The sequence below is a fragment of the Hahella sp. KA22 genome (genome assembly GCF_004135205.1).
Lineage (GTDB): Bacteria > Pseudomonadota > Gammaproteobacteria > Pseudomonadales > Oleiphilaceae > Hahella.
Map to the genome: position 1 here is coordinate 2595167 of NZ_CP035490.1, position 23206 is coordinate 2618372.

The following is a 23206-nucleotide window of genomic DNA, read 5'->3' on the forward strand; positions in this document are numbered from 1 at the left end:
AATGGCGTCAATCGCACGCGGCGCCGGTTAGGACCGGCGGGCGGAGACTGACGCGCGTCAGTGGCCTCTCAGCCTTTATTCTGGCTTTATACAAGGTCGGCTTAATAAAAAGCGAGGTCATAATAATGGTCTGACCGACTTTTTTTAAGCCCTTGTAATGAAAATACTGCCGACGGTGTTTAAAAAACACCAATTAAAATAGCTTATAAAGAGTAGGGGCGTTGCTTTATCAGTAAAGAAAACGGAGCCTTCGAATACGTAAAAAATACTTCCGGGTATTGAGCCGAGGGGCTTCACGCTGCGTAAGAAAGAATAAATTGCCGGCTCAAATCCAAAAAGCTCATGTCCGGCGCTAAATTAAGTGGGCTATAAACGGTTGTTGCGTTTGTAATTTACCAGGTGGGAAACTATAATCTGCAACCCGTAAGCGGAGGCCTCATAAGGATTCCCGCCGCCAAATAGGTCCATTCTTAAATAATCCGCCTGTATGGCTATAATCGAGTGTGAAGCTGTGAATAGCAAAAGACCTGTTAATCTAGATCTGACGAAATTCCATTTTCCTCTACCCGCAATTACATCTATTCTGCATCGGATATCAGGTGTAATTATCTTCATTGCAATAGCGTTCCTGTTGTGGGGGCTCGACGCATCTCTGGCGAGCAAGGAAAGTTTTGCTTCCCTTCAGTCAGTCATGGACAGTTTTCTTGCAAAATTAATTCTTTGGGGCATTCTCGCCGCATTGTTCTATCACTTCGTCGCTGGCATCAAGCACCTCATCATGGATGCTGGGATCGGTGAAACCCTGAAGGGCGGGCAGATCGCAGCGAAGGTTGTGATAGCCGTGTCTGTTGTGCTCATTCTGTTGGCGGGAGTTTGGATATGGTAACCAGCGTCACCAATTTAGGCCGTAGCGGCGCATATGATTGGATGGTGCAGCGGGTCTCCGCTGTTGTGTTGGCTCTTTATACTGCATTTATGGTTGGCGTCCTGGTGTTTACGCCGGATCTGACCTATGAAGTATGGAGCGCACTGTTCGCCAAGACTTGGATGAGAATTTTCTCCCTTGCTGCGTTGATGGCGCTTGGCGCCCACGCGTGGATTGGTTTGTGGACGATTACCACAGACTACATGAAAAACGGCGTGGTCCGTTTCGTGGCGCAAGCAGCGTGCGGAACTATCATGTTCGTTTACTTCATCTGGGGCGTGCAAATTTTGTGGGGGCTGTAATCCATGTCTAAGCTTAGAACTCTTTCTTACGATGCGATTGTAATCGGCGGCGGCGGCGCCGGGATGCGCGCGGCCCTGCAATTGACAGAGTCCGGCGTGAAAACCGCTTGTATCACCAAAGTATTCCCAACCCGTTCTCACACTGTTTCCGCTCAAGGCGGGATCACCTGCGCCATCGCCAGTTCGGACCCGAATGATGATTGGCGCTGGCATATGTACGACACCGTCAAGGGGTCGGACTATATCGGCGATCAGGATGCAATCGAATATATGTGTTCGGTAGGTCCCCAGGCAGTATTTGAACTGGAGCACATGGGGCTGCCTTTCTCCCGTACGGAGACAGGACGTATCTATCAGCGTCCTTTCGGCGGTCAGTCCAAAGATTTCGGTAAGGGCGGCCAGGCTGCTCGCACCTGCGCGGCGGCGGACCGTACTGGTCACGCGCTGCTGCACACTCTGTATCAAGGCAACCTGCGTGGCGGCACTACCTTTTTGAATGAATGGTATGCGGTCGATCTGGTGAAAAACCAGTCCGGCGCGGTAGTTGGCGTAACGGCTATCTGCATCGAAACCGGTGAAACTGTGTACGTCAAGGCCAAGGCGACAGTTCTGGCCACCGGCGGCGCAGGCCGTATCTACGCATCCACCACTAACGCATTAATCAATACTGGCGACGGCGTCGGTATGGCTCTTCGCGCAGGCTTCCCGGCGCAAGACATGGAAATGTGGCAGTTCCATCCAACTGGTATCGCTGAGGCTGGCGTATTGGTGACGGAAGGTTGTCGTGGTGAAGGCGGTTATTTGATCAATGGCGAAGGCGAGCGTTTCATGGAGCGCTATGCGCCTAACGCGAAAGATTTGGCCGGTCGTGACGTAGTCGCCCGCTCCATGATTATGGAGATCCTTGAAGGTCGAGGTTGCGGCCCCAACAAAGACCACGTATTGCTGAAGCTGGATCATCTGGGTGAAGAGACGCTGCACCTGCGTTTGCCAGGTATCGTGGAGTTGTCGAAAACATTCGCGCACGTAGATCCTGCAAAAGAACCTATTCCGGTTGTTCCAACCTGTCACTACATGATGGGCGGTATTCCGACCAACATCGGCGGTCAGGCATTGACTCAGGACGCTAACGGCAACGACATCGTCATCGACGGCCTGTTCGCCTGCGGCGAAGTCGCATGCGTATCCGTTCATGGCGCAAATCGCCTGGGCGGCAACTCGCTGTTGGATCTGGTGGTATTTGGTCGCGCAGCGGGACTTCACATCGAGAAGATGTTGAAGGACGGTTACGGTGTGGACGATGCTTCTGAATCTGATATTGATGCAACCATGGCGCGTCTGGACAGACTGAACAGCGGCTCCGGCTCTGAAAAAGTGGCGGAAGTACGTAAAGACCTTCAGAACACGATGCAGCTATATTTCGGTGTATTCCGCGATGGCGAAAGCATGCAGAAAGGTCTGAAGCTGCTGGAAGAATTGGGCGGACGTGTTAAGAACACTGTTCTTGAAGACAAGAGTATGGCGTTCAATACCGCTCGCATCGAAGCTTTAGAGCTGGATAACCTGTACGAAGTCGCTTATGCGACAGCGGTTGCGGCTGAAGAAAGAAAGGAAAGCCGCGGAGCGCACGCCCGTAACGACTACACTGAACGGGACGACGACAATTGGCTGAAGCACTCTCTTTACCACCCTGTGGACAAGCGGGTAAGCAAGCGGGAAGTGAACTTCGCGCCTAAGATTGTGGAGCCATTTCCTCCAAAAGCTCGTAGTTACTAGTGTCGTTGGGGAGACAGAGTTATGTTGGTAAGCATCTATCGTTATAATCCGGAAGTTGACGAAGCTCCCTACATGCAGGATGTGGAGCTGGAAGTTCCTGCGGGCAAGGACCTTATGGTTCTGGACGTGTTGGGACTGATGAAAGAAAAAGATCCGACTCTGGCGTATCGTCGCTCATGCCGTGAAGGCGTGTGCGGCTCAGACGGCATGAACATGAACGGCAAAAACGGCTTGGCGTGCATCACTCCTCTTTCTCAGGTAGTGAAAAACAACAAGCTGGTTTTGCGTCCGTTGCCAGGGTTGCCGGTTATTCGCGACCTGGTTGTGGATATGGCGATTTTCTACAAGCAATACGAGAAAATTAAGCCATTCCTGGTGAATGACAATCCGCCTCCGGCGATTGAGCGATTGCAGTCACCCGAAGAGCGTGAAAAGCTGGACGGCCTGTATGAATGTATTCTTTGTGCGTGCTGTTCTACTTCATGCCCGTCGTTCTGGTGGAACCCAGATAAGTTCGTTGGTCCCGCAGGCTTGTTGCAGGCATACAGATTCCTGGTTGACAGTCGCGACACTTCTACCGAAGAAAGATTGGCGAATCTCGACGACCCGTTCAGCGTATTCCGCTGCCGGGGTATCATGAATTGCGTAAGCGTTTGCCCGAAAGGTCTGAATCCAACCAGAGCCATCGGCCACATACGCAATATGCTCTTACAGCGTGCTACTTAAAACTATAATTTAAAAAATTACACTGTTACGGTCGTTGCTGAATTAGCTGTCTATACTAAGAAGCTAATAGCGCGCGCGTGTTGCAGAACATGCGCGCGACATAAACAAACTGAACTGGTAGGAAATCCACTCCCTCTATTGAAAGGACGGGGTGGTTTACTGTTGTAAACCTACGGGGTTATGCAGATGTCCTCTGCGCTATCTGTGGTTTGGCACGCCTTTGCGACGCTGGAACGAGCCGTAATCAGTGGCCTTAAGCAGATAGTTCCCTGATGCAACCAAGGCGAGCTATATGCACGAAAGCACGATGGAGCAGCTGTGGCGGACTTCCCATTTGGCAGGTGGGAACTTTGCCTATGTTGAGCAACTCTATGAGACCTATCTCACCGATCCTAACGGCATACCCCAGGCCTGGCGTGAGTATTTCGACAAACTGCCAAAAGAGGAAGGACTGCCCAGTCAGGACATCCCTCACTCGGTCATTAAAGAGCAGTTCCTGAAACTGTCGCGCAGACGCGCAGCGGCTGTCGAAGCCAGTCCAACATCGTTGGTCAGCACTGAGCATGAACGTAAACAGGTCAAGGTGCTGCAGCTGATTAACACCTACCGTTTTCGTGGACATCAAAAAGCCAAACTGGACCCTCTTAACCTGATGGTGCGTGAGCATGTCGCGGATTTGGAGTTGGAATATCACGGCTTGACCCGAGCGGACCTGGACACTGTATTCCAGACTGGTTCATTGTGCTTCGGCGTAGAGACCATGACCTTCGGCGAAATTATTCGCGGTTTGGAGTTTACGTACTGCGATACCGTCGGCGCCGAATACATGCATATCGTTAACACTGAAGAAAAACGCTGGGTTCAGCAGCGTCTTGAATCGGTGCGCTCGCATCCTGTATATGAGAAAGAGCGTCGCTATCACCTGTTGGAAAGATTGAACGCGGCGGAAGGTCTCGAAAAATACTTATCTTCACGTTATCCAGGCACCAAGCGCTTTGGCCTTGAAGGCGGCGAGAGCTTGATTCCTCTGCTGGATGAGTTGATCCAGAGAGCGGGCAGCTACGGAGCCAAAGAAATCGTCATCGGTATGGCGCACCGTGGTCGTCTCAACGTGTTAGTCAACACCCTGGGTAAAAACCCCAAAGCCTTGTTTGATGAATTCGAAGGCAAGCGTCTGTCTGATGAAGGCTCCGGCGACGTGAAATATCACCAGGGCTTCTCTTCCAACGTTCTGACTCCAGGCGGCGAGGTCCACTTGGCGTTGGCGTTCAACCCTTCACACCTGGAAATCGTTTCTCCCGTTGTGGAAGGCTCTGTAAGAGCGCGGCAGGATCGTCGTGACGATACTGCTGGCGATGCGGTTGTGCCTGTGATCATGCACGGCGACGCAGCGTTCGCTGGCCAGGGCGTAGTGATGGAAACGTTCCAGATGAGCCAGACCCGTGGCTACGGCGTTGGCGGAACGGTCCACATCATCATTAATAACCAGGTCGGATTCACTACTCACCGCCGTGAAGACGCGCGTTCCACTGAGTATTGCACCGACGTTGCGAAAATGGTTCAAGCGCCGATTTTCCACGTTAACGGCGATGATCCTGAAGCAGTTCTGTTCGTTACACAGGTGGCGATGGATTACCGCAACACCTTTAAGAAAGATGTGGTTATCGACCTGTTGTGCTACCGCCGCCGCGGTCACAACGAAGCGGATGAGCCTTCTGCGACTCAGCCGTTGATGTATCAGTGCATCAAAAGCCTGCCAACCACCCGCCAGATTTACGCTCAGCGGCTGATTAACGAAGGCGTTATCACCGAGGAAGAATCCGCTCGCCTGGAAAACGAATATCGCGATCTGCTGGATAAAGGCGATCACGTCGTTAAAAGCTTGGTGAAAGAGCCTAATAAAGAGCTGTTTGTTGACTGGTCTCCCTACCTGGGCCACAAATGGACAGCCAAGTGCAAGACTGGCATCAGTCTTAAAACGCTGCAGAAGCTCGGCCGGAAAATGGATGTGCTGCCTGACGGATTCGTGCCTCAGCGTCAGGTCTCCAAAATCTTGGAAGACCGCAAGAAAATGACCCAAAGCGCCATGCCGGTGAACTGGGGTTACGCAGAAGTTATGGCGTATGCGACCTTGTTGCATGAGGGCCATAGCATACGTCTGACCGGTCAGGATGTTGGTCGCGGCACTTTCTCCCATAGACATGCTGTTCTTCACAATCAGAAGGATGGCGGTTTGCATATTCCGTTACAGCATTTGGCGGAAGGTCAGCCGGTATTCGATATCTACGACTCCTACCTCTCTGAAGAGGCGGTGTTGGCGTTCGAATATGGCTACGCGACGACTAACCCGAAAACCCTGGTGATTTGGGAGGCTCAGTTCGGCGACTTCGCTAACGGCGCCCAGGTTGTTATCGACCAGTTCATCACCAGTGGCGAGCACAAGTGGGGCCGTCTGTGCGGTCTGACCATGTTGCTGCCGCACGGCTATGAAGGGCAGGGACCAGAGCACTCTTCAGCGCGTCTGGAGCGTTATCTGCAGTTGTGCGCTGAGCACAATATCCAGGTTTGCGTGCCGACCACGCCAGCGCAGGTGTTCCATATGCTGCGTCGTCAGGTTAAGCGCCCGCTGCGTAAACCTCTGGTGGCGATGAGTCCTAAGAGTCTGCTGCGCCATAAAGACGCGGTCTCTACGGTTGAGGAGCTTGCCGAAGGACACTTCCACACAGTCCTTGGCGAGATCGACGACCATATCGATCCGAAGCAGGTTCGTCGGGTCATTATGTGTAGCGGTAAGGTGTATTACGACTTGTTGGATAAGCGTCGTAATGAAAACATACAGGACGTGGCGATTATCCGCATAGAGCAGTTGTACCCGTTCCCCGAAGACGATCTGGAAGAAGTTTTGTCAGCGTACAAGAAGTTGACCAATATCGTCTGGTGTCAGGAAGAGCCAATGAACCAGGGCGCCTGGTACTGCAGTCAGCACCATATGCGTAACGTCCTCGCGAAGACGCACCCGAAACTCTATCTCGAGTACGCTGGACGTCCAGGCTCCGCCGCTCCTGCTGCGGGCTATGGCCATGTCCATGCGGAAGAGCAAGCTAAATTAGTTAACGATGCCTTTACTATTTAAACAGGCGCTTAGTTAGTACAAAGGATAAAAGATGGCGATCGAAATTAAAGCTCCTACTTTCCCAGAGTCCGTCGCGGACGGCGTAGTGGCGACTTGGCATAAAAAACCTGGGGAATCCGTGGCTAGGGACGAGCTACTGGTCGATATCGAGACGGATAAAGTGGTGCTCGAGGTTGTAGCGCCTGCAGCTGGCGTCATTGAGAAAGTTCTCAAAGGCGAAGGCGAGACGGTGCTTAGCGAAGAAGTTATTGCAGTATTTAAAGAAGGCGCGGCTGGAACGGCTGCGCCTGCTGCAGCGGAAGAAAAGCCACAGGCTGCTCCTGCGGCGACTGAAGCCAAGGCTGGTCAGGAAGCGATTCTGAGCCCATCCGCGCGCAAAATGGCGGAAGAGAACAACCTGAATCCTTCTGACATTCAGGGCACGGGTAAAGGCGGTAGAGTGACTAAGGAAGACGTGATTAACCACTTGTCTTCCAACACTACCAGCGTTACTGCTGAAGTGAAGTCCTCCGCTCAACCGGCAGCGGCGCCGACTATGCCTGCTATCGACTCTCCAGCGGGAGCGCGCCCAGAGAAACGCGTGCCGATGACTCGTCTGCGCGCCAGCATCGCGCGTCGTCTGCTGGATGCTCAGCATAACTCTGCAATGCTGACTACCTTCAACGAAGTCAACATGAAGCCGATCATGGATCTGCGTAAGCAATACAAAGATCTGTTCGAGAAGCGTCATAACGGCGTGAAGCTGGGCTTCATGTCCTTCTTCGTTAAAGCGGCTTGTGAAGCGTTGAAGCGTTTCCCTGCTGTGAACGCCTCCATCGATGGCAACGACATCGTTTACCACGGTTATCAGGACGTTGGCGTAGCCGTATCCACTGAGCGCGGTCTGGTTGTGCCTATCCTGCGCGATGCGGATCAAATGGGTCTGGCGGAAATTGAATCCACCATCGGCGACTTCGGTAAGAAGGCGCGCGACGGCAAGCTGTCAATCGAAGACATGACTGGCGGAACGTTCACCATTTCCAATGGCGGCGTTTTCGGTTCATTGATGTCCACGCCGATCCTGAACCCGCCGCAAACCGCTATTATGGGTATGCACAAAATCCAGGAGCGTCCGATGGCTGTAAATGGCCAAGTGGTGATTCTGCCGATGATGTACCTGGCGCTGTCATACGACCACCGCATGATCGACGGAAAGGAAGCGGTACAGTTTTTGGTGACTATCAAGGATCTGCTGGAAGATCCTGCGCGGATTCTGCTGGATATCTAATTCAGCGCTTTCGCCGCCGAGTTTTCCGGCGCGTCATGCTCCCTCCGCGCGGTTGCGGAGGGGCATTGTCGGAAAATCTTTTATGTACCTATAACTAAGAATTGGAAAGTAATATGGCAGATAAATTCGACGTAATCGTCATCGGTGCGGGTCCCGGTGGATATGTCGCTGCGATACGCGCGGCGCAGCTCGGATTGAAAACGGCGTGCGTAGAAAAATGGAGCAACGAAGCAGGCAAGCCAGTATTTGGCGGCACCTGTCTGAACGTGGGATGTATCCCTTCCAAAGCGCTGCTGGAGTCTTCACACAAATTTGAAGAAGCCAAACACGACTTTGAAACCCACGGCATCATGGCGCAAGACGTAACGGTCGACGTAGCCAAAATGCAGGGTCGCAAGAACAACATCGTCAAGAACCTGACTCAGGGTATCGCTTCTCTGTTCAAGGCCAATGGCGTCACTTCCATTCATGGCGCAGGTAAGCTGCTGGCCAACAAGCAAGTGGAAGTCACTGACAACGCGGGCAATGTTACCGTCTATGACGCAGAAAACGTCATCATCGCAACGGGCTCCCGTCCAGTCGAAATTCCTCCTACTCCGCTTAACGAGCATGTTGTCGACTCTACCGGCGCGCTGGAATTCAGCGAAGTTCCCAAGCGTCTTGGCGTTATCGGCGCTGGCGTTATTGGTTTGGAGCTGGGTAGCGTTTGGGCGCGTCTGGGTTCTGAAGTCGTGGTTCTGGAAGCGCAGGATACTTTCCTGGGCGCAGTGGATCAGCAACTGGCTAAAGAAGCGCTCAAGCAGTTCACCAAACAGGGTCTGGACATTCGTCTGCGCGCCCGGGTGACTGGTTCTGAAGTGAAGCGTGGCGTGGTGAAAGTGTCTTACAGCGACACCAAAGGCGACCACGAACTGAAAGTGGACAAGTTGATTGTCGCAGTCGGCCGCGCGCCGAACACCGACAATCTGTTGGCCGCTGATTCTGGCGTAAACCTGGACGAGCGCGGCTTCATCTTTGTTGATGATCAGTGCAAGACCAATATGCCGGGCGTATGGGCTATCGGCGATGTCGTGCGTGGCCCCATGCTGGCGCACAAGGCGTCTGAAGAAGGCATCGTTGTGGCGGAGCGTATCGCCGGCCACAAAGGCCACGTCAACTATGACTGCATTCCCTGGGTTATCTACACTCATCCGGAAATCGCCTGGGTTGGTAAGACAGAAGAGCAGTTGAAGGCGGAAGGCGAAGAGTACAAGGTCGGCACATTCCCATTCGCCGCAAGCGGTCGCGCAATGGCCGCCAACGCGACAATGGGCATGGTGAAGATCCTGGCTCATAAGGACACTGACCGTATTCTTGGCGTGCATATCGTAGGTCCGCAGGCGTCAGAAATGATCGCTCAAGGCGTGATTGCGATGGAGTTCGGCTCAAGCTCCGAGGACTTGGCCATGACTGTATTCGCGCACCCAACGCTTTCTGAAGCGGTGCACGAAGCGGCTCTGGCGGTGGAAGGCAAAGCCATCCACATTGCCCAGCGCAAGAAGCGCTAAGGCTGAATAAGGAGGGGATTGCCCCTCCTTTTGTTTTGAGAGCGTCGGGAAGGAGCGCGACCGCCCCTTCGGCGAACGCGGCGTAGGTGAGACGTCAAAGCGTCTGGCCGGCCGTCGTTGAAGAGACAGGGCGCCAAAACTGGGCTCTCGATTTAAAGAGTGTGTTAGAGAGGTCACCTAAGCGGACATGGCGCAGTTTTGCGCGCAGGCTGAGAAGTTTGAGTCTCATGCTGGAAGCCTGCTCGCGAGAACGTGAAACGTTGTGCTCGTTTGCACGGTGGTAAATAAGTCGAAAGCTGACTAAAAAGCGGAAAACGTTATGAATCTTCATGAGTATCAAGCTAAGCAACTCTTTGCGGACTATGGTCTGCCCGTCTCCAAGGGCTTTGCCTGTGAGTCCGCACAAGAGGCCATGTCTGCCGCTGACTCCATTGGCGGAAGCCAGTGGGTGGTTAAAGCGCAGGTTCACGCAGGCGGCCGCGGTAAAGCGGGTGGCGTTAAGTTAGTATCTTCCAAGGAAGAGATTAAGGCATTTGCTGAGAAGTGGCTTGGTCATAATCTGGTAACCTATCAGACAGACGAGAAAGGTCAGCCTGTTAACAAGATTCTGGTTGAGTCCTGCACTGACATCGATCAGGAACTGTACCTGGGCGCGGTAATGGATCGCGGCACGCGTCGCATCGTGTTCATGGCGTCTACCGAAGGCGGCGTTGAAATCGAGAAAGTCGCTGAAGAGACTCCTGAAAAAATCCTGAAAGCTGTTATCGACCCGCTGGTGGGCGCACAGCCTTACCAAGCGCGTGAACTTGCGTTCGCACTGGGTCTGAACAGCGATCAGGTCAAGCAGTTCACCAAAATTTTCCTGGGCTTGGCGAAATTGTTCCAAGACTTGGATCTGGCGCTTCTGGAAGTGAACCCGCTGGTTATCACTAAAGATGGCAATCTGCACTGTCTGGACGCGAAAGTGGTTGTAGACGGCAACGCTCTGTACCGTCAGCCGCGCATTCGCGACATGCACGACCCTTCGCAGGAAGATCCGCGCGAAGCTCACGCAGCCAAGTGGGAACTGAACTATGTTGCGCTGGAAGGCAACATCGGCTGTATGGTTAACGGCGCAGGCCTGGCCATGGGCACCATGGACATCGTTAAGCTGCACGGCGGCGCGCCCGCTAACTTCCTGGATGTAGGCGGCGGCGCGACTAAAGAGCGTGTTACTGAAGCGTTCAAAATCATTCTCTCCGACGACAACGTAAAAGCGGTTCTGGTCAACATTTTCGGCGGCATCGTTCGTTGCGACCTGATTGCTGACGGCATCATCGGCGCTGTAGAAGAAGTTGGCGTCAAGATTCCTGTGGTCGTACGTCTGGAAGGCAACAACGCCGAGCTGGGCGCTAAGAAACTTGCCGACAGCGGGTTGAACATTATCGCAGCGGAAAGTCTGACTCATGCTGCTGAAGCTGTGGTTAAAGCAGCGGAGGGTAAATAATGAGTATTTTGATCGATAAAAATACCAAGGTAATCTGCCAGGGTTTCACTGGCTCCCAGGGCACATTCCATTCTGAACAGGCGATTGCGTACGGCACCAAAATGGTTGGCGGCGTGACTCCTGGTAAAGGCGGCCAGACTCACCTGGGTTTGCCTGTGTTCAACACAGTTAAAGAAGCTGTAGAGCAAACTGGCGCGGAAGCGTCTGTTATCTACGTTCCTGCGCCTTTCTGTAAAGACTCCATCCTGGAAGCGGCAAACGCAGGCATCAAACTGATCGTGTGCATCACTGAAGGCATTCCTACTCTGGACATGCTGGATGCAAAAGTGAAGTGCGACGAGCTGGGCGTGCGTCTGATCGGACCTAACTGCCCAGGCGTTATCACTCCTGGCGAATGCAAGATCGGCATCATGCCTGGTCACATTCACAAGCCAGGTAAAGTCGGTATCGTTTCCCGTTCCGGGACCCTGACTTATGAAGCGGTTAAGCAAACCACCGACTTTGGTTTCGGCCAGTCCACTTGCGTGGGCATCGGCGGCGACCCGATTCCTGGCTCCAACTTCATCGACATTCTGGAAATGTTCCAGAAAGACGCTCAGACTGAAGCGATCGTCATGATCGGTGAAATCGGCGGAACAGCGGAAGAAGAGGCGGCGGAGTTCATCAAGAATAACGTCACCAAGCCTGTTGTTTCTTACATTGCCGGCGTCACTGCGCCTGCTGGTAAGCGCATGGGTCACGCTGGCGCGATCATCGCGGGCGGCAAAGGCACTGCGGCTGAAAAGTTTGCGGCGCTGGAGCAGGCTGGCGTTAAAACAGTTAGAAGTCTGGCCGATATCGGCAAGGCGCTGGCTGAAGTGACTGGCTGGAAATAAGTTTTCCGCCTGTCTGAAAAGCCGCCATATGGCGGCTTTTCTATTTTGTGGCGATGGTTATCGCCTTCAACCCAGTCAGTATAAAGGCTGGCATTCCACTCCCAAATTTCACTCCCGCCCTTTTAACGCTATAATCCCACGCAATTAGACTCATTTTTGGCGTAATTTCTGACGCCGTCATAATTGGTGCTTTAATAAAAACTTGGGGAAATAACTTGGCCTCTGTGGATTCGCAGCGTCGTGTGTTGTCGGGAATGCGACCGACGGGAAAACTCCATCTGGGTCATTACCATGGAGTGCTGAAAAACTGGGTGCAGTTACAGCATGAGTACGAATGTTTTTTCTTCGTCGCCGATTGGCATGCTCTGACCACTCACTATGAAACCCCTTACGACATTGAACAGTCCGTATGGGAAATGGTGATAGACTGGCTGGCCGCGGGCATTAATCCGGGTTCAGCCACTATGTTCATACAGTCCCGTGTGCCGGAGCACGCGGAGCTGCATCTGCTTCTCTCCATGATCACGCCTTTAGGTTGGCTGGAGAGAGTGCCGACTTATAAAGATCAGCAGGAAAAACTCAAAGAAAAAGATTTGGCCACCTATGGATTCCTGGGGTATCCGTTGCTGCAAAGCGCGGATATTCTGGTCTATCGCGCGGGCTGGGTCCCGGTGGGGGCGGATCAGGTGTCCCATATCGAGATGACGCGCGAAGTGGCGCGCCGTTTCAACCACCTTTATGGTCGTGAGCCGGGCTTTGAAGAGCAGGCGGAAGCGGCTATCAAGAGAATGGGTAAGAAGACCTCCAAATTGTATGAGAGTCTGCGCAAGCGTTACCTGGAGCAGGGCGACGCCGAGGCGCTGGAGACGGCGCGGGCGTTGCTGCGTGAGCAGCAAAATATATCTCTTGGCGACAGGGAGCGTTTATACGGATTCCTCGAAGGCGGGGGTAAAGTTATTCTGCCCGAACCCCAGCCGTTGTTGACGCCCGAAGCGAAAATGCCGGGACTGGATGGTCAGAAGATGTCCAAGTCCTACGGCAATACGATTGGTCTGCGTGAAGACGCGGACAGTATTTCGGAAAAAGTCCGCACCATGCAGACGGACCCTCAGCGGGTGCGTCGCACGGACTCAGGCGATCCAGATAAATGCCCGGTGTGGCAGTTGCATCAGGTGTATTCCGACGAAGCCACTAAGTCCTGGGCGCAGCAAGGGTGTCGCTCCGCCGGTATCGGCTGTATTGAGTGTAAAAAGCCGGTGGCCGACGCCATCATAGAAGAACAGCGCCCAATGCGTGAGCGCGCCAAGCGCTATGAAGAAGACCCCGGACTGGTGCGCAGCATCATCGCAGAAGGTTGCGATCACGCCAGAGACGCCGCCAAGGCGACCCTGGAAGAAGTTCGCAGCGCCATAGGTCTGGCGTACGACTGATAATGCAAAACGCCGACGCCCTCTCGGACAGCCAGACAGAGCAGCTTCCGGTTCAGCAGGAGCTGCCATTGGCGATGGTGGGGGGCAGTCCGTTTACCGAGTTGCCTTCGGACTTATATATTCCACCCGATGCGCTGGAAGTTTTCCTGGAGTCGTTTGAAGGCCCTCTGGATTTATTGCTGTATCTGATCCGTCGGCAGAATATGGATATCCTTGATATCAATGTATCGGACGTCACCCGCCAGTATATGGACTACATCCGGGTGATGGAGGATATGCGCTTTGAGTTGGCGGCGGAGTATTTGGTGATGGCGGCGATGCTGGCGGAGATAAAATCCCGCTTCCTGTTGCCGCGGCGCAAGGACGACGATGAGGAAGAGGACGATCCCCGTGCGGAATTGATCCGACGCCTGCAAGAGTACGAGCGTTTCAAAACAGCGGCGGAGCGTATCGATGAACTGCCGCGCATGGATCGCGATTTCTATACGGCGAACCCGGAAATACCCAAACTGCAGCGTGAAAAAAAGCATCCGGATGTGACGCTGACGGAAGTGTTGCTGGCGTTGCAGGAAGTGCTGAAACGCTCAGAGCTGTTTGAGCATCACCAGATTGAAAAGGAGAGGCTGTCCACCCGGGAGCGCATGACCCAGGTGCTGGAAAGAGTCTCGGCGGATCACTTCACTCTGTTTACAGACTTGTTTCCTTTCGATGAAGGCAAGTTGGGAGTGGTGGTGACGTTTCTGGCGGTGCTGGAACTGGTGAAAGAGTCCTTGTTGGAATTGGTCCAGACCGAAATGTTTGGCGAAATCCATGTACGCGCCCGAGGGGAAGTGGAGAACGAACCTGAGGCGGAAACGAGCGAAGGTGACGATGGCGGTTAATCTGACGCAGTTGATCGAGGCGATGCTGTTCGCCAGTGATAGACCCCTGACGGTAGACCAGTTGATGACGATGTTCGTCGAGGACTTTACGCCGCCGCAACGGGATGAGGTTAAGGCTGCGCTTAAAGAATTGACGGCGGTTTATGCAGATCGCGCGGTCAACCTGGTGGAAGTGGCCAGCGGTTATCGATTCCAGGTGCGTGATGAGTTTGCGCCCTGGGTGGGCCGTCTGACGGAGGAGCGTCCGCAGCGGTACTCGCGCGCCATGTTGGAAACATTGGCGATCATCGCTTATCGGCAGCCCATAACACGAGGCGACATTGAAGATATTCGTGGCGTGGCGGTCAGCAGCCAGATCATGAAAACGCTGCAGGAAAGAGAATGGGTGCGCGTTGTTGGCCATAAAGACGTGCCGGGCAGACCGGCGCTATTCGCCACCACACGCCAGTTTCTCGACTATTTTAATTTAAAGACATTGGATCAGTTGCCGCCCTTGGCGGAGGTCAGAAGCCTGGAAGAAATAGGCCGGGCTCTGGAACTGGATCTGCAAGCAAATGCGGCGGACGCTTCCGAAACGATGGAAGCCGATCCGCCATCCTCCGACGCCACATTGCATTGATGTGTGCGTTGGTGATTACAGTTAAGGCGAAATAGATGATAGAACCTTCCGGTGAAAAGGCGCAGGGCGAGAAACTTCAGAAAGTGATCGCCCGGCAAGGGCTTGCCTCCCGCAGAGAGGCTGAAGAGTGGATCAGCGGCGGTCGCGTGCGCGTCAACGGCAAAGTGGCGCATTTGGGTGACCGCGTCACCGCTGAGGACAAGATCTCGGTCGACGGCCACAAGATCGCCATGGTGGACGCCGAGGAAACTCTGGTGCTGGTGTACAACAAGCCAGAAGGGGAGGTCACCAGCCGCAAGGACCCGGAAGGCCGTCCCACTGTGTTTGCGCGCTTGCCCAAGCTGAAAAGCGGCCGCTGGGTGGCGGTGGGGCGTCTGGATATCAACACCACAGGGTTGCTGATATTCACAACAGATGGCGAACTCGCCAACAGATTGATGCATCCCTCTTCGCAAATCGACCGTGAGTACGCAGTGCGCGTGCATGGTGAAGTGACTGAAGAAATGTTGACCCACTTGCGGGATGGCGTGTTGTTGGAAGATGGTCTCGCCAAATTTTCGGACATCAAGGAAGCGGGCGGTAGCGGCAGCAACCGCTGGTTTCACGTTGTGCTGCAGGAAGGGCGCAATCGCGAAGTGCGTCGCCTTTGGGAGTCTCAAGGCGTTACCGTCAGTCGTTTGAAGCGGGTGCGCTACGGCTACATGTTCCTTCCCAGCCGCGTTCGTTTGGGGAATTGGGAAATGGCGGGACAAAAAGACGTCAACGTGTTGTATGAAATGGCGGGAATGCAGCCGAAGACAGTGGCGTCCCTGACGCCGCAAACACGGGAAAAGTTGCAGCGCCAACAAGGTAAAAGCGGCGCATCCAAGCCTAAACCCTCCACAGGCCGTACGGGAACTCGCGCTTCAGCGCGCAAACCGGCCGCTGCCTCAGACGAGCGCAGAGCCAAGCCCTCGCGCAACCCCGCCGGCCGTAAACCCGGTCCAAGCAGACGTAAGCCTTAGTCAAGCCTGAAACCGCGGCGAACTTAGTTCGCCGCTTGGTTGAGCGCTTCTTCTTGATCCTGTGACGCAATCCTGGTTCTGTTGCGGCCCGCATGCTTGGCGTCGTAGAGAGCTTGATCCGCGCGCTCCAGAAAATCATTCCGATTCTCAACGCCATCATAGGTCGCTACGCCAATGCTGATCGTGAAGGAGATATCGTGGCCTTCATATTGAAATGTGGTGTTCGCGACAGCCTCGCGCAGACGCTCTGCAATGGCGTAAGCGCCCTCTGACTCAGTCTTGGCCAGCAACATGGCGAACTCTTCACCGCCGAAACGGAAGCAAAGATCCGAATCACGGCAGTTATCCCGGACAACTTTGGCCAGCTGCTGCAGTAATGCGTCGCCAGCGGCGTGTCCATAAGTGTCGTTGACCTTCTTGAAGTAGTCGATATCGAAAAACAGCATCGACAGCTTGTACTTGTAACGGGTCGCCAGAGACACCTCTCTGTGCAACTGATAATCAAAAGCCCGTTTGTTGGCGACGCCAGTCAGAGAATCGGACAGCGCGGCGTTCATCGCTTCCTGATAGCGCAGCCCATTGCGTAAAGGGTAAACCAGACTGCCGAGCAGCGTTTCGATGATATGGATATCGCCATCTGTAAAGCGATCGCCCCGATAGAAAGTGATTTCCCCCAGCGCTTCTTCCGCCAGCGTGAGACGATAATTCAATTGATGCGGTGTTCCCCGCTTACGCGCTCCACAAGTACGATTGTTGTAAACGTGGGAGTAGCCGTCTATGGCGACCAATGCTCTGGCTTCACCCACGAAAATCTGCAGTAACTCTTCAACTTCAAGCGTCGTTTGCAGCTTGCGCAGCATTGTCCCGGCGACATGCTCCAGTCGCAGAGTCAGCGAGTCATTAGAAGTGGCGAGGGCAACAACCTTGTTATCAGCGCTCATTCGTTCTGTGGTCAGGTTGGACATGGAATGCTCCCGTCGATAGATACTACATGCGTGTTGCGTATGCCTTGAGATATCCGCCGTCAGCGGCGAAAACGGCGCTTGCAAGGCTAACTCTGCCATTTCAATGCCAGCGGATTTTAATTCTTTGAAAAACAGCAATATGTAGTCAATTGAACCTAGGCAGAAACTTGCCGGTGTGACGGGGATTCGGCGTTGAGCAGGGGGCGACCGGCAATGGGCGTCAAATTGTTGTCGGTCGCAAGAGGGTGAAAAACCTTAACTTTATTGAGGATTCTCTGCTGCGCCTGTGTCCTGTTGATAGTAATGGTTCACTTTGGGGTTCATAACCCGGCGCCAGAGGGGCGGAGCCAGCGCCAGCAACACCATGGTGGCGTAACCGGCCGGTAGTTGTGGAGAGTCTTCGAAATGCCGCAGCGCTTGATAACGACGCTTGGCGTTGGCGTGATGATCTGAGTGCCGTTGTAGTTGAAACAGCATCAGGTTGGTGAGCAGGTAGTTGGAATTCCAAGAGTGCTGATGGGTGACGCGTTCATAGCCGCCATCGTCTTTGGCGCATCGATGCAGGCCATAGTGCTCCAGATAATTGACGGTTTCCAATAAAAGGATGGCGACTACTCCCTGACCTACAAAGAACAGCGCGCCCATTAAGCCCCAAACTGAAGTAAAACCGGCCAAGAGAGCTGCGCTGACGCCATACCACCAGATCAGTTCGTTGTGAAGGGAGAGAGACGACAGTCCCTTCCTGGCCAGCCGCCGTTGTTCCAGCCTCCACGCATTCTTGATATTGGAGAAAATAGCGCGAGGCAGGAAATGATAGAGGGACTGGTTGTAATGGGACGACGAGGCGTCTTCTGGAGTGGCGACATTTACATGATGTCCCCGAATGTGCTCCACCTTAAACCCGCCATAACCCACCATGGCGAGCAATAATCCGCCTGCTGTTTGCTCCAGAATGGAGTTTTTGTGGATCAGCTCATGAGCGACGGTGATAGCCAGGCCGCCGACGACGCCTATGGAAATCACCCATCCGGCTTTGCCCGCCCAATGATAGAGATCGCTACTGAATATGTGTGCGCCCCAAATGATCAGAAACAGATAGGCTGGGACGCAGGATAAGGTCAGCAGGGGGTAGTACAGACTTTTCTCCAAAGAGGGCGTGTGATGCTGTTCGTCAGGATTGCTGGCGTCTTTGCCAATAAGGATGTCTAAAACCGGAACAACCCCGAATACAAACAGAATCGTCATGCAGGCGCTCGCATCGCCCAGGCCGAACTGGGAGGTCAGTATCCAACTCAGGATAGGGAGGCTCAGGGGAATCACGAAAATCAGGTCTCCCCACTTTTTTATTTGCAGCGTGATTTGTGGGCGAGTAGATCCAAACATTGGTGGCTCCTTAATTCTTATTATTTGTGTTATGACTTTGTTTTATTGTTGGACAATCCAACAATTTGATCAAGCGATTTTTACTTTTACTCCTCCGTTTTCATTGGGCGGGGGTGTGCTAGAATCGTGTCTCTTACCGCAACTCTTTGCTTAAACTGAGTTTTTAGGAACACACCGATATGAAGTTTCAAGCGCCGGAAAGCTTGGCCGAACAAATTGCGCAACATTTAGGTAGATTGATTATTACCGGAGAGTTGCGGGCCAATGAGCGTATTCAGGAGCTTAAGGTGGCTGGCGACCTGGAAGTCAGTCGCGGCTCAGTGCGCGAAGCGTTGCTGATTCTGGAGCGTCGTCATTTAATCGAAATTTATCCGCGCCGTGGCGCAGTGGTGTCGGATCTCACCGTTAACCAGGTGGAAAGTCTGTATGACGTGTATGCGTCATTGTTGGTGATGTTGGCTCGTAAAGTAGCGGAGAGCTGGCGGGAGAGCGACTTGGCCCCGGTGATGAATCAGGTGCAGCAAATCAACCGCGCAGTGATGAATGAGGAAGCGTCATTCGAATCGGTCATCGACAGTGGTTTTGCGGTGATGAGTTATTGCCTGACGCTGGTGAGCAATCCTTATCTGGAGGAAATCCTCGAAAATCTGCGCCCGGCGATCAGTCGCACTTACCATTTGGCGATCAGGCGCAAGAAAGGGGAGCTCTATCAATCAATGAACTTCTACAACGGCTTATTGCAAGCCGTGCAGCAGCGGGATTTCGCTGGCGTGAAGCTGGTTATCGAGAGCTTTGCGGAGCATCAAAAGAATCTGGTGATCAGTATTCTGCAGGAATCCTCCTGACCCCCGATAATTGGGTGAACTACTCCCTGCGTTCCGCTACATGCAGATAGCGAAGATAGGCGATCAGGCCGTCTTCCGCTTCCTCCAGCGCCTCATAAGGCCCCAGATGGATTTTTTCCCGCGTGCGGTAGTACCACTTGCCTTCCACAGCGAAGAAGCGGTCTGAGCGGTGATGTTTGTTCGATTGCTGGTCGTTACTACGTTTGCTGATTTCCATTGCGTACAACTCCTGTTCGACTAAAGATTAATTTAGTGACATGTTGACTGATTTTCAATCAATAATTTTTGCGACGCTCTGTCCCATCATTGCTGCTGAGCCCTTGTCACATCACAACTTCAGCGGATACAAGCGCTTAGCCTAGAGCCGCGGGAGCACTGCGTTTCGCGCTGGTCCGTCCGGGTTTAATCCGTTAAACTCCCGCTCCATATCTGGACAAACCCTGTGACAGCTCCTGCAGCCTCCGCATCATGAGACTAAAATCCATCAAGCTTGCCGGTTTCAAGTCGTTCGTAGACCCGACAACCGTGCATTTCCCCAGCAATATGGCTGCGGTGGTGGGGCCTAATGGGTGCGGAAAATCTAATATTATTGACGCCGTGCGTTGGGTGATGGGGGAGAGTTCCGCCAAGCACCTGCGCGGCGAGTCCATGACGGACGTCATTTTCAATGGCTCCAACACCCGAAAGCCGGTGGGGCAGGCTTCCATTGAACTGATCTTCGACAACGCCGGCGGCGTGCTGCAGGGCGAGTTCTCCCGCTACAACGAAATCTCCGTCAAGCGCAAAGTCACCCGTGACGCGCAGTCTCTCTATTTCCTCAATGGCAACAAATGTCGTCGTAAAGACATTACGGATCTGTTTCTCGGCACCGGCCTGGGGCCGCGTAGTTACGCCATTATCGAACAGGGCATGATCTCCCGTCTGATTGAATCCAAGCCGGAAGAGCTGCGGGTTTTCATCGAAGAGGCGGCGGGGATCTCCAAGTACAAGGAGCGCCGCAAGGAAACCGAGTCCCGGATGAAGCGGACGCGGGAAAATCTGGAGCGGCTCTCTGATATCCGGGAAGAACTGGATCGACAGCTGCAGCATCTGCATCGCCAGGCCAAGGCGGCGGAGCGCTACAAAGAGCTGAAGGCGGAAGAGCGTGACAAGCGTGCGCTGTTGAATGCTCTGAAATGGCGAACGCTGGATAAAGACGCCACCAGCGTGCAGGAAGAGTTACGCGGCCAGGAGGTTGAGCTGGAGCGCCTGCTATACGAACGCACCTCTCTCGACAGCCGTCTGGAAGGTTTTCGTGAGAAACGGGCGGACGCCAATGAGGCTGTGAATCGCGCGCAGGCGGATTATTACGGCAGCGGCGCTGAGATCGCCAAGCTGGAACAGCAGATTCGTAACGCGAAAGAACGCGAGCAGCAATTGCAGGCGGAAATGCAGCAGTTGCAGGAAACCAATCGCGAACTGAATGAAGAGTTGGAACGCGAGCAGCAACATCTCCAGGAGCTGGAAGAAGAGTTGATGATGATTGAGCCGGAGCTGGAAGAGCATCTGGCCAGATCAGAAGAGTCTACGGAGTTGTTGGCTCAGGCTGAAGACGCTATGCAATTGTGGCAACAGGAGTGGGATGACTTTTCCCGTAGCTCCGCGCATTTGCAGAAAACGGCGGAAGTGGAGCAGTCCCGCATTCAGCAGGCGGAGAAGCTGGTTCAGCAGTTGATGGAGCGAAAACGTAAGCTGGCGGATGAGCAAAGCCTCATTGGCGGCGCTTATGATGATGAAGATTTGGAGATCTTGCGTGAACGCATGCTGGAGCTGGAAATGCATGCGGATCAACAGGCGCTGACTCATCAGGAGATGAGGGCGCGTGAGCAGAGCGAGCAGGAGCGTAAAGAATTGCTCAACGCCAGAATCAATGACGCCCGTACCCGTGAACAAACCCTGAAGGGGGAGCAGGCGTCGCTGCTGGCATTGCAAAAGCACGACAGCCAGGCTTCCCGACAGGAGGCGCTGGAGTGGTTGGCGCTGCATGAGATTGATAACGCTCCGACGCTGGGAGAGCGATTGAGCGTTGCGGTGCAATGGGAGCCGGCGCTTGAAGCGGTGCTGGGCGCTCGTTTGTCCGCGCGCGTGGTCAGTCGCGAATTTCTGACTCGCCTGCAAGACGCCCCGCCCAAAGGTGTGGCGCTGGTGTGTGAGGATGAAATTGACAGCGAGGCGTTGCGGTTCGCCAGCGCCAGTTCCGTCAACAGTGCGGTGGCGGCGTGGCTGGACGGCGTTCGCTCTGCAGACAGTTTTTCTGCGGCGATTGAACGTCGTGGTGAACTGTCTGACGGCGCCTTCTTTCTGACGCCGGATGGCATGCAGGTGGGCCAGGATTGGATTATGGCCCCGCCAGCGAAGCAGACTGGCGACGGCCTGCTTGCGCGCAATCGTCGGTTGGCGGAAATCGAACAGGAAATGGAGGAGGTCGCGGCGCAGTTGGCGTCGTTGTCTCAGGATAAGGAAACCATTGATGCGGCTTTGAGTCGTTTTGATGAAGAAAGGGAAACGCTGCAAAAGGAATCGGTTGAGATCAACAAGCAATTGTTGCAGACCAAATCCGATTTGAGTGCTAAAGAAGCGCGACGTGAGCAGGTACAGCGCAGGGTGGAGTCTATCGCTGCAGAGATTGCGGAGATACAGTTCCAGATTGACGAAGAGCAGATGGGACTGCAGGAAAGCAAAGGTGTGTGGAACGCCGCCTTGATGGACTTGGAAGGCAGCGTGGAAAAGAAGGAGCTGTTGCTCAATCGCCGCGATGACGTGCGCCAGAAACTGGATAGCCTGCGCACGCAGGCGCGTCTGGATAGGGAGCATGCTCACCAGATGCAGTTGCGCGCCAGTGCGCTCACTACACGGAGAGAGTCGATACGGCAGGCGCTGGAAAAAAGCGACGCCAACTTGCGGCGCAACCGTGAACGCATGCAATGGGTGGAGGAAAGCCTGCAGACCCTGCAGGATCCGGATGACGCCCTGCAGGAGCGCCTGGAAGGCTATCTTGAGTTGCGCATGCAGCAAGAAGACATCCTGACTCGTGAGCGTAACCGCCTCGCGGATTTGGAGCAGTTGATGCAGGGCGATGAATCGTCCCGGCAGCGCAATGAAATGGTGATCCAGAACATGCGCAGCCGGATTGAATCTTTACGCATGCAGCATCGGGAAACGGATATTCGTAAAAACGCCTTGCGGGACCAAATGGCGGAGGACCAGTACGATCTCGAGAATGTGATCGGATTGCTGGCGGAAGATGCGGACGAAGGACAGTTGCAACGGGGCATTGAGCAAATCGTCGGTAAAGTGGAGCGTCTCGGCGCCATTAACCTGGCGGCGATTGAGGAATATGAAGCCCAGTCCGAACGCAAAGTTTATCTCGATGGTCAGCATGAGGATTTGCAGGAAGCATTGGAGACGTTGGAGAACGCGATCCGTAAAATCGATCGCGAAACCCGCAACAAGTTCAAGGAAACCTTCGATCAGGTTAACGAAGGTCTGCAGAATTTGTTTCCCCGTGTCTTTGGCGGCGGCAGCGCCTATCTGGAGTTAACCGGGGAAGACTTGCTGGAAACCGGCGTCGCCATTATGGCGCGGCCTCCGGGCAAGAAAAACAGCACTATTCATTTGTTGTCGGGTGGAGAGAAGGCGCTTACCGCTATTGCGCTGATCTTCTCTATCTTCCAGCTCAACCCCGCGCCGTTCTGTATGTTGGACGAAGTGGACGCGCCATTGGACGACGCCAACGTGGGGCGCTATGCTCGAATGGTGAAAGAAATGTCGGATCAGGTGCAGTTCATCTACATTACCCACAACAAGATCGCCATGGAAATGGCGGATCACTTGATGGGGGTCACCATGCATGAGCCCGGCGTGTCGAGACTGGTTTCCGTGGATGTTGAAGAAGCTGCCGCAATGGCTGCATTGTAAGGGCGCGCTGCATTGTAAAGCAGCGGCGAATTGAATAAATTAACTCGCCAATCGATAAGAAATAAAGGCGGGATCAGGTTGGCGA

The 23206-nt window shown here is 53.9% G+C and carries 18 protein-coding genes; 15 read left to right on the top strand and 3 right to left on the bottom strand.

Going from position 1 to position 23206, the window contains the following annotated elements; translation table 11 throughout:
* Positions 1-511: 511 nt before the first annotated feature.
* The 13 genes from sdhC (at position 512) to rluB (ending at position 15971) form a co-directional block, all read left to right on the top strand.
* On the top strand, positions 512-886 hold the full coding sequence (gene sdhC, locus EUZ85_RS11665) for a succinate dehydrogenase, cytochrome b556 subunit (protein WP_127969462.1): 375 nt from the start codon (positions 512-514) through the stop codon (positions 884-886).
* Positions 880-1227: a succinate dehydrogenase, hydrophobic membrane anchor protein gene (sdhD, locus tag EUZ85_RS11670; RefSeq protein WP_127969463.1), complete on the top strand. Its 348-nt coding sequence runs from the start codon at positions 880-882 to the stop codon at positions 1225-1227. Before sdhC ends, sdhD begins: the two co-directional genes overlap by 7 nt.
* Positions 1228-1230: 3 nt before the next feature.
* Complete coding sequence (sdhA, locus tag EUZ85_RS11675; RefSeq protein ID WP_127969464.1) at positions 1231-3003, top strand: succinate dehydrogenase flavoprotein subunit; 1773 nt, start codon at positions 1231-1233, stop codon at positions 3001-3003.
* 21 nt (positions 3004-3024) lie between these two features.
* Complete coding sequence (locus tag EUZ85_RS11680; RefSeq protein ID WP_011398508.1) at positions 3025-3729, top strand: succinate dehydrogenase iron-sulfur subunit; 705 nt, start codon at positions 3025-3027, stop codon at positions 3727-3729.
* 292 nt (positions 3730-4021) lie between these two features.
* Positions 4022-6862: a 2-oxoglutarate dehydrogenase E1 component gene (locus tag EUZ85_RS11685; RefSeq protein WP_127969465.1), complete on the top strand. Its 2841-nt coding sequence runs from the start codon at positions 4022-4024 to the stop codon at positions 6860-6862.
* 31 nt (positions 6863-6893) lie between these two features.
* Complete coding sequence (odhB, locus tag EUZ85_RS11690; RefSeq protein ID WP_127969466.1) at positions 6894-8129, top strand: 2-oxoglutarate dehydrogenase complex dihydrolipoyllysine-residue succinyltransferase; 1236 nt, start codon at positions 6894-6896, stop codon at positions 8127-8129.
* 113 nt (positions 8130-8242) lie between these two features.
* Positions 8243-9676: a dihydrolipoyl dehydrogenase gene (gene lpdA, locus EUZ85_RS11695; protein WP_127969467.1), complete on the top strand. Its 1434-nt coding sequence runs from the start codon at positions 8243-8245 to the stop codon at positions 9674-9676.
* Between the two features lie 319 nt (positions 9677-9995).
* Positions 9996-11162, top strand: coding sequence for an ADP-forming succinate--CoA ligase subunit beta (sucC, locus tag EUZ85_RS11700; protein ID WP_127969468.1), 1167 nt, complete (start codon positions 9996-9998; stop codon positions 11160-11162).
* Positions 11162-12037 carry a succinate--CoA ligase subunit alpha gene (sucD, locus tag EUZ85_RS11705; RefSeq protein WP_011398503.1) on the top strand — a complete coding sequence of 292 codons (876 nt, stop codon included), beginning with the start codon at positions 11162-11164 and terminating at the stop codon, positions 12035-12037. The genes sucC and sucD overlap by 1 nt, the downstream gene beginning before the upstream one ends.
* Before the next feature lie 254 nt (positions 12038-12291).
* Positions 12292-13467 (top strand): tryptophan--tRNA ligase, encoded by a 1176-nt coding sequence (locus tag EUZ85_RS11710; RefSeq protein WP_241567085.1) that lies wholly within the window; start codon positions 12292-12294, stop codon positions 13465-13467.
* Between the two features lie 2 nt (positions 13468-13469).
* Positions 13470-14348 (top strand): ScpA family protein, encoded by an 879-nt coding sequence (locus EUZ85_RS11715; RefSeq protein WP_127969470.1) that lies wholly within the window; start codon positions 13470-13472, stop codon positions 14346-14348.
* A complete protein-coding gene (scpB, locus tag EUZ85_RS11720; protein ID WP_241567017.1) occupies positions 14338-14967 on the top strand; it encodes an SMC-Scp complex subunit ScpB in 630 nt (209 codons plus the stop codon). The genes EUZ85_RS11715 and scpB overlap by 11 nt, the downstream gene beginning before the upstream one ends.
* A gap of 35 nt (positions 14968-15002) precedes the next feature.
* Positions 15003-15971 carry a 23S rRNA pseudouridine(2605) synthase RluB gene (rluB, locus tag EUZ85_RS11725; protein ID WP_127969472.1) on the top strand — a complete coding sequence of 323 codons (969 nt, stop codon included), beginning with the start codon at positions 15003-15005 and terminating at the stop codon, positions 15969-15971.
* A gap of 23 nt (positions 15972-15994) precedes the next feature.
* On the opposite strand, the gene EUZ85_RS11730 is transcribed toward rluB, so the two are convergent.
* Both EUZ85_RS11730 and EUZ85_RS11735 read right to left on the bottom strand, forming a co-directional pair.
* Positions 15995-17035 (bottom strand): GGDEF domain-containing protein, encoded by a 1041-nt coding sequence (locus EUZ85_RS11730; RefSeq protein WP_127969473.1) that lies wholly within the window; start codon positions 17033-17035, stop codon positions 15995-15997.
* 162 nt (positions 17036-17197) lie between these two features.
* Positions 17198-18319, bottom strand: coding sequence for an alkane 1-monooxygenase (locus EUZ85_RS11735; RefSeq protein ID WP_127969474.1), 1122 nt, complete (start codon positions 18317-18319; stop codon positions 17198-17200).
* 179 nt (positions 18320-18498) lie between these two features.
* Here EUZ85_RS11735 and EUZ85_RS11740 point away from each other — a divergent pair, with 179 nt between their 5' ends.
* Positions 18499-19164, top strand: a complete 666-nt coding sequence (locus tag EUZ85_RS11740; RefSeq protein ID WP_127969475.1) for a GntR family transcriptional regulator — start codon at positions 18499-18501, stop codon at positions 19162-19164.
* Between the two features lie 19 nt (positions 19165-19183).
* Here the strand turns inward: EUZ85_RS11740 and EUZ85_RS11745 are convergent, their stop codons facing one another.
* Positions 19184-19381 (bottom strand): DUF6316 family protein, encoded by a 198-nt coding sequence (locus tag EUZ85_RS11745; RefSeq protein WP_127969476.1) that lies wholly within the window; start codon positions 19379-19381, stop codon positions 19184-19186.
* Between the two features lie 251 nt (positions 19382-19632).
* Between EUZ85_RS11745 and smc the strand changes: the two genes are divergently transcribed.
* On the top strand, positions 19633-23121 hold the full coding sequence (gene smc, locus EUZ85_RS11750) for a chromosome segregation protein SMC (RefSeq protein ID WP_127969477.1): 3489 nt from the start codon (positions 19633-19635) through the stop codon (positions 23119-23121).
* Positions 23122-23206 lie beyond the last annotated feature (85 nt).